The organism is Mitsuaria sp. TWR114, from assembly GCF_007997345.1.
Window position 1 is genome coordinate 1 of the sequence record NZ_VOSR01000367.1, and the last position, 4,928, is coordinate 4,928.

The 4,928-nt window shown below is 72.0% G+C and carries 6 protein-coding genes; 3 read left to right on the forward strand and 3 right to left on the reverse strand.

Features of this window, described 5'->3' with window-relative positions; translation table 11 throughout:
* Both FUT87_RS30705 and FUT87_RS14100 read left to right on the forward strand, forming a co-directional pair.
* Positions 1 to 268: hypothetical protein (locus FUT87_RS30705; RefSeq protein ID WP_255511829.1), on the forward strand; the 268-nt coding region annotated here is incomplete at its 5' end.
* Positions 262 to 1,713, forward strand: coding sequence for an ATP-binding protein (locus FUT87_RS14100; protein ID WP_255511830.1), 1,452 nt, complete (start codon positions 262 to 264; stop codon positions 1,711 to 1,713). The genes FUT87_RS30705 and FUT87_RS14100, both read left to right, overlap by 7 nt.
* 24 nt (positions 1,714 to 1,737) lie before the next feature.
* Here the strand turns inward: FUT87_RS14100 and FUT87_RS14105 are convergent, their stop codons facing one another.
* The gene (locus FUT87_RS14105) at positions 1,738 to 2,643 is read right to left on the reverse strand and encodes a Crp/Fnr family transcriptional regulator (protein ID WP_255511831.1); all 906 of its coding nucleotides are present in this window, start codon (positions 2,641 to 2,643) and stop codon (positions 1,738 to 1,740) included.
* Positions 2,644 to 2,985: 342 nt separating this feature from the next.
* On the opposite strand from FUT87_RS14105, the gene FUT87_RS14110 reads away from it, so the two are divergent.
* Complete coding sequence (locus tag FUT87_RS14110; protein WP_141225266.1) at positions 2,986 to 3,429, forward strand: hypothetical protein; 444 nt, start codon at positions 2,986 to 2,988, stop codon at positions 3,427 to 3,429.
* A gap of 7 nt (positions 3,430 to 3,436) precedes the next feature.
* Here the strand turns inward: FUT87_RS14110 and FUT87_RS14115 are convergent, their stop codons facing one another.
* Entirely contained in the window at positions 3,437 to 4,027 is a 591-nt protein-coding gene (locus FUT87_RS14115) for a DUF4142 domain-containing protein (RefSeq protein WP_147241423.1), read from the reverse strand.
* An 86-nt stretch (positions 4,028 to 4,113) separates the two neighbouring features.
* A partial coding sequence (locus FUT87_RS14120) for a glycosyl hydrolase (RefSeq protein WP_222617150.1) occupies positions 4,114 to 4,928 on the reverse strand: 815 nt, incomplete at its 5' end.

Sequence of the window (4,928 nt, forward strand, 5' to 3'; positions counted from 1 at the left end):
GCGCGTGCGCCAGGCGCTGCAGCGGGCCCGCTACAGCGAGCATCTGGCCCAGCTCGGCCGCATCGCCGTCGACGCGCTGGATCCGCAGGAGGTGCTGCAGCAGGCGCCGGTGATCGCCGCCCAGGCGCTGGAGGTCGAACTGGCGATCGTGTTCCTGCTCGATCCCGGCCGCTCGACGCTGCGCGTGGCCGGCGGCGCGCCTGCTGGCCGAGGAGGGACTGGGCGCCGTGGTGCCGAACCGGCCCGACACGCCGCCCCTTCGTGCTGACCGAGGGGCGGCCGGTGATCGTCGAGGACTACGGGCGCGAGACGCGCTTCGCCGTGCCGGCCACCTATCGCCGCGAGGGCCTGGTGTCGGCGCTGTCGGTGCCGCTCTCGGACCGCGGCCGGCCGGTCGGCGCGCTGGCGGTGCGTTCGCGCCAGGCCAAGCGCTTTGGCGACGCGGAGCTGCGTTTCCTCGAGTCCGTCGCCAACCTGCTGGGCACCTGCCTGCAACGCGCGCAGACCGAGGAGGCGCTGCATCACTCGCAGCGGCTGGAGGCGGTCGGGCAACTGACCGGCGGCATCGCGCACGACTTCAACAACCTGCTGACCGTGATCCAGGGCAACCTGCAGGTGCTGGCCGACCTGCCGGCGGTGACCGACGACGGCTTCGCGCCGCAGCTGGTGGCGGCCGCGACGCGTGCCTCGCGACGCGGCGCGGAACTGACCGGCAAGCTGCTGGCGTTCTCCCGCCGGCAGATGCTGCAGCCGGCCAGCGTCGACGTCGCGGCGATGATGCGATCGCTGGCCGACATGCTGCGCCGCACGCTGGACCAGCGCATCCGCATCCGCATCGAGGTGGCGCCCGACTGCCCCGATGTCCAGGCCGATCCGGCGCAGCTGGAGTCGGCGCTGCTCAACATCGCGATCAACGCGCGCGACGCCATGCCCGAGGGCGGCGAGCTGGTCTTCGAGGCCGCGCCGCTGGGCGCCGTGCCGCCGGAGCTGCGGCGGGAGCTGGAGGAAGACGGGACACCGCCCGATCCGGACGGCCCGGCGCGCTACGTCCGCATCGCGGTGACCGACAACGGCGTCGGCATGCCGGAGGACGTCAAGGAGCGGGCCTTCGAGCCCTTCTTCACCACCAAGCAGGCCGGTCGCGGCACGGGACTCGGCCTGAGCACGGTCTACGGCTTCGCGCGGCAGTCCCGCGGGGCGCTCGCCATCGACAGCACGCCGGGCCGTGGCACGACGCTCACGCTGATCCTGCCCCGACCGCCGGACGCGCCGGAGGGCGCGCTGGACGGCGATGCCGTCGTGGAGACGGTGCCGGCGGGCCTGCGGGTGCTGCTGGTGGAGGATGACGCGGAAGTGCGCGCGGTGGCGCGGCGCTTCCTGACCGACCTGCGGTGCCGGGTCGTGGCCTGCGCGAGCGGGGAGGAGGCCTTGCGGCACCTGCGCGAGGTCGCGGACCGCGTTGAGGGGGGCGAGGGTGGCGAGCGGCCGCAACTGCTGGTCAGCGACATCGCCCTGGGCGCCGGCATGCGGGGCACGGAGCTGGCGGGGGCCGTCCAGCAGGCCTGGCCCGACATCGCGGTGCTGCTGGTGTCCGGCTTCTCCGCCGAGTTGCTGGGGTCGGGCCCGGAGGCCGCCCTGGGCTGGGAGCTGCTGCCCAAGCCCTATGACCGCACCGCGCTGGCGCGGGCGATCGCGAAGGTGCTCAGCCGCTGAGCGGCGGCGTGTCCGCCGCCGCCGTCACTGGACCGCGGCCGGGCCGGCGTCCGGCAGGCCGCCGATGACGAACTGCTCCAGCCGTTCCAGGTTGGGGATCGAGATCTGCCGGCGGCCGCGTTCGCCGAAGCGGATGAGGCCTTCCCGGCTGAGCCGGGACAGGCAGCGGCTGACGGTCTCCAGCGTCATGCCCAGGTAGTTGCCGAGGTCGGCGCGGGTCATGCGCAGCGTCAGCTCGTCGGCGCGCAGGCCGCGCTGGTGCATGCTGCGCGCCCAGGCGCAGAGGAATTCCGCCACCCGCGCCAGCGAGGCCAGCGTGCAGACCGACATCAGCGACTGCCGCTCGTGGGTGATCTCGGTGCTCATGCCCTCGTGGACGATGGCCATCATCTCCGGATGGCGCGCGCAGGCCTCGGTGAGGGTGTCGTAGGGAATGATGGAGATGTTGCCGGTGTCCATCGCGACGGCGTCGCACGGATGGCGGCCCTGCGCGATGCCGCTGAAGCCCAGCCAGTCGCCCCGGAACTTCAGGCTGACGATCTGCTCGCGGCCATCCAGGCTGCGGCTCACCAGCTTGAAGGCGCCGGCGTTGATCAGATACACGGTGTTGAAGGGCTGCGCGGCGCGGAAGATCATGTCGCCGGCGCGCACGACCTTGGCGCTGGGCTGGACGAGGTCGCGGATGATGCGCATCGCTTCGAGCATGCGCTGGTGGGGATCGCGAGGGGAGGGACGGGTGTCGCTGGTGGCCACCGCGAAGGGGCGCGTCAGCGGACGGAGTTCGGAGACGGCGGTCGCGGCCGGGGGCAGCGCGAGGGCGGCGAGGCGGGAGGCGGCGGGGACGAGGGGGATGCGCGGGCGACCTGCCGGGGCATCGCGCAGACGGTCGCGGGAGAGGTCGCTCGAGGGGGTGGCGATGGCGCTGTGCATGATGGTCTCGTGGTTGGTGGCGTTGAAGGGATGCTAGGAAGCGCGCGCAACGGCTGCGCCAATCCTTGACATCGCTCGGCAACAGTTGGTGAACCCTCGGTGACGGTTCAGTAACGGACCCTCAAGACGTCGCAGTGTTCCTGCGCATCGAGGCGCGCCAACCACCGTCGTTTGACATCCATCAACGCTTCCCGGCGCGGGCTGACTACGCTCCCCAACCTCGCTGCCGACGCGTGTCGGCCGGGCCCCCTCCAGCCCCTCGCGCCCCTCACGCGTCCTCCTTCCCAAGCCTGCGTTCCGCGCCTGTCGACCATGCCGCATCACGCCCCGCCGCTGTCTGCGATGCCGACCTCCGTCCTGCCCTTGTCCGCGACCGCGCTGGACCGGTCCGCGGACGAGCTCGCGCAGGCCACGCAGCGCGGCGCGCCGCATCGGCCGCTGGTCGGCATGCGATTGGGGCTGTTCTGCGGTGACGAACGGTCCGAGACGGTCCGCTGCCTGCGCGAGGCCGCGCAGGCGCTGGGCGCGCAGGTCACGATGCTGGACCCCGCGCGGGCGCTGGAGGAGGGCGCCGCGCTCGACGAGATCGCCCGGCTGCTGGGCCATCTCTACGCGGCGGTGGCGTGCGAAGGCGTGCCCGCCGCCGTCATGCGCGGCCTGGCGATGGCCGCGGTGGTGCCGGTGCTGGACGCGCGGGCGGTGCTGGCGCCCGCGTCTGGACGCGGCACGGGCGCCGAGCGGCGCCCGTGGATCGCGCAGGCGGCGCTGCTGGCCGCGCTGCGCTGAAGCGCGCTTACTTCTTCTTGTCGGCCGCCTTGGTGGCCTGCTCCAGGGCCTGCGCCTCCTGCAAATGATGCTGCAAGGCCGGCAGCATCTTGGCGGCCCAGGCCTTCACGTCGGCGTCCTTGGCGTCCTTGGACGCCTTCTCGAACAGCTTGACGGCGTCCTTGTGGGCGCCGACCTGGTTCTCGGCGTAATGGTGGTCGAAGCTGGTCCCGTCGCGCTGTTCCAGGATCTTGGCCTTGCCCTTCTGGACCATCGTGGCATCGGTCGGGAGCTTCACCCCCTTGGACGCGGCCAGCGTCTGCAGTTCCGAATCCGCCTTCTTGTGGTCGTCGATCATCTTCTGGGCGAAGGCCTTGACGTCGGCGCTGGTGCCCTTCTTGAGGGCGAGATCGGCGGCCGCGATCTCGGCGAAGTTGGACTCGGCGGCGTTCTTCATGAAGCTGCTGTCCGCGTGCGAACGCGCCGCGGAGGCCGGCGTGGCCGCGGTCGTGGCGGTCTGGGCGGCGACGGTGCCGGCGGCCAGGGCGCCGCCCAGGGCGAGGGCGATCGCTGCGATCGCGGGCAGGGCGCGCGGGCGGGAGGAGGCGATGACGGTCATGGGGATCACTCCATGAAGTGGTGATGCCCGGGAGACAGCAATCCCGGTTCCCGCGCCGCCGCCCGCCACGTGGCCTCGATCGCGCGTCAGGACGTCGGCAGCGCCTTGTACTGCTGGCCGACCTCCGTCAGCGTGCCGGCGGCGCCGAACAGGCTGGTGAAATGCGGATCCGGCGACCAGCGGCCGGTGAACCACGCATAACGGAGCACGTCGGCGCGGGTCTCGCAGGTCTTGACCATGTCCGCCATCTGCGCCTTCTGCTTGGCCGCCGAGTCGACCTGCGCGCTTCCGTCGCCGACATGCCAGTTGGCCATCTCGGTGATCCAGAACGGCTTGCCGTACTTCTCCAGCCGCTTGAGCTGGTCGGCCAGCCCGTAGTCGTACCAGTGGAAGGCGAGCGCGTCGATCTGCGGATCACGCCCGCCGTTGGCGTTGCGGTAGGCGGCGATGAAGGCATCCATCCAGACCACCGGGTCGGCGTAGCCGGCCATCGTGCCCCAGGTGATCGCCGGACCGACGAGCTTGACGCCGGTCTGGCGCGCGACCTCCTCATACCGCGGCCACTGGGCGGCGGCTTCCGCTGGCGTCTTGTTGGCCTGGTCGGTCAGGTTGGGCTCGTTGAGCACCAGCAGGGACTTCACGGCCGGACGCGACTTCAGGTAGGCGACCACCTCCGCCGTGTCGAAGTCGAAGTTCCACAGCATCGGCACATGGTCCATCGCGCCGGCGATGGCGGGCTGGGCGAGCACCGCCGCGTTGGGCTTGAGCGCCCAGTTCACCCACCAGCCCACGGTGCCGCCGGACAGCGCGCTGAAATCGGCGGCGTCCTTCAGGTCATAGGCCAGGCCGCGCTTGACCGTCGAGGTCGCCGGCGGTGGCGCGGGCGGGGTCGGCGCCGGAG